The sequence below is a fragment of the Caballeronia sp. INML1 genome, assembly GCF_023631085.1.
Lineage (GTDB): Bacteria > Pseudomonadota > Gammaproteobacteria > Burkholderiales > Burkholderiaceae > Caballeronia > Caballeronia turbans.
Genome location: NZ_JALQDT010000016.1, coordinates 1 through 1177, shown reverse-complemented (window position 1 = coordinate 1177; position 1177 = coordinate 1). Strand labels below are relative to the sequence as shown.

General features: G+C 63.2%; 1 protein-coding gene. It reads right to left on the bottom strand.

Annotation, left to right across the window (positions count from 1 at the left end; all coding sequences use genetic code 11):
* Nucleotides 1-1079: ISNCY family transposase (locus tag NCR38_RS06745; protein WP_250476651.1), on the bottom strand; the 1079-nt coding region annotated here is incomplete at its 3' end.
* Between the last annotated feature and the right edge of the window lie 98 nt (nt 1080-1177).

Sequence of the window (1177 nt, the reverse complement as noted above, 5' to 3'; positions counted from 1 at the left end):
TCCCACACCTCGATGTCACGGTGGATCAGCGCGCGGTTCGCGTCGGTATCTTCCAGCAGATACAACACGCGGTCGTATTGCACGGTGAGCGTCTTGGTGACCCGTCGCGCTTCGCGCCACGTCAGCGCCCGCTCCAGACTCTCGTCGGCGCGCAGTGAACGATGCGCGTCATGGTCGCTTCTCAGTGGCTTGGCAAAGCGCGCGTTGTAGTCGGCCATGAAGCAGGGCGCATAGGCGTTGGCTTGCGCCACCGTGCTGATGCCGCGCAGGCGTAATTCCTTGACCAGCCGGTCCTGCAAGGTCAGATGCGCGCGTTCCACGCGACCCTTGGCCGGGCTCGAATTGGCGCAGAAGGTGTCGATGTTGAGCTCGTACATGGCCCGGCCAAATTGCGTCATGGGGTTGCCGGTCTTGCCCGCGCGCGCATTGCGAAACACCGTGAACTTGTCGCTATAGAACGCGCCTGGCTTGCCATGGCGCTCGATGTACGCGCGCGTGGCCTCGAAGTAGCTGAAAGTCGACTCGCTGCGCGTGAAATGCAGCAACATCAGCCGGCTGGTGGCGTCGTCGACGTACACCAGCAGCGTGCATTGTGGCGCGCGCGCCTCGAACCAGCGATGCTCGCAGCCGTCGATCTGAATCAGTTCACCCAGACACGAACGGCGCGCGCGCGGCTGATAGACCTTGGGCGGGCGCTGCCGGCGCGGCACCCATAGGCCCGCTTCGGTCATCAGATGCCGCACCGTTTCCTTGGCCAGCCGGATGCCGTGGCATTGCTCGAGCTTCTCGCGCGCCAAAGTCGGGCCGAAGTCGGCGTAGCGCTCTCGGATAATGCTCACGGCGCGCTGCGCCAAGGCATCGTCGAGCTTGCGATTGCCCGGTCGGCCACGCTTGCCCGAAGCCACGCCTTGCAGTCCGTGCTCACGATAGCGCGTCACCAGCCGCTCGATCTGGCGTACCGTCAGGCTCAAACGCTCTGCCGCGCGTCCGGGCTTCAAACCCGACTCGACTACCGCCTCGATAACCTTCAGTCTGTCCCATTCGCGCATGGTCAAGCTCACAGGTGGGTTCGGTGACATGGCGGACTCCCGCTGACGAACAGTCGCCAGCTTGCCACCGGTTAAAAACCCGACATCTGTAAATAGCCAGAACACGACATTAGGATAAAGCCGCAACA